Annotated in this window: 1 protein-coding gene; it reads right to left on the bottom strand. The window is 63.3% G+C overall.

The annotated features are described in order from the left end of the window. The coding region (locus GOPIP_RS12585) for an IS256 family transposase (protein ID WP_006370044.1) at window positions 1–864 on the bottom strand (864 nt) is incomplete at its 3' end. Window positions 865–911: the final 47 nt, after the last annotated feature.

Genomic DNA, 911 nt, shown 5'->3' with positions numbered 1-911 from the left:
ACAGGTTTGCACGGTGGCCAGCGGCCAGGTCGCCTCGATCGCTTCGGGGAATCCGGTGAGCCCGTCACAGCACACGATCAGCACGTCCTTGACGCCGCGGTTGGCCAGATTCGCACACACCCCGGCCCAGAACTTGGCGCCTTCTTCGGCCTGTATCCAGATTCCCAGCACATGCTTGACGCCGGCCATATCGACGCCAATAGCAATGTGGGCGTGCTTGTTTCGGACATGGGCGCCGTCTTTGACCTTCACCACCAGGGCGTCAAGGTAGATGACGGGATACAACGGCTCCAGCGGCCGGTTCTGCCATTCATCGACCGCGTCGAGGACCTCGTCGCAGATCTTCGAGATCGTCTCGTGCGAGAGATCGGTGCCGATCGTGGAGGCCAAATGGTGTTGGATGTCGCGCAACGTCATGCCGCCGGCGTAGAGCGAGATGATGATGTCGTCGAGGCCGCCGAGGCGGCGCGAGCCCTTCGGGACCAGCCGCGGGGTGAACGTGCCGTCACGGTCACGAGGAATGTTCGGCTCGACCGGCCCGGCCTGCGAGGCCACCGTTTTCGGGCTCGACCCGTTACGGGCGTTGGGCAACTCCCGCCCGGCCGGATCGCCCTTGGCATAGCCGAGGTGATCGGTCAGCTCGGCCTTCAGACCGCGTTCGAGGGCCAGTTTGATCAGACCTGGGATCAACCCGCCTTCGCCGGTGATCTGGATCTGGCCGGTATCGATCTGGGCGAGCAGCTCATCGACCATGCCCGAGGCCTGTAATGCCTCGGCGACTTCCGCGGTCGAGCGCGGCTCGGCCAGTTCAGGCAACTGCTCGTCGTCGTGGCCCTGCTGCTTGTCGTCTAACGCCATGCTCATAGATCTTCCTCTCACTGATGAGCACTGGACTTACACAGACCATCTGA

This window comes from Gordonia polyisoprenivorans NBRC 16320 = JCM 10675 (assembly GCF_000241325.1).
In the GTDB taxonomy this organism is placed as follows: Bacteria; Actinomycetota; Actinomycetes; order Mycobacteriales; family Mycobacteriaceae; genus Gordonia; species Gordonia polyisoprenivorans.
Note: the sequence above shows the minus strand (reverse complement) of the source record. Positions and strands in the feature narration are given on the sequence as shown.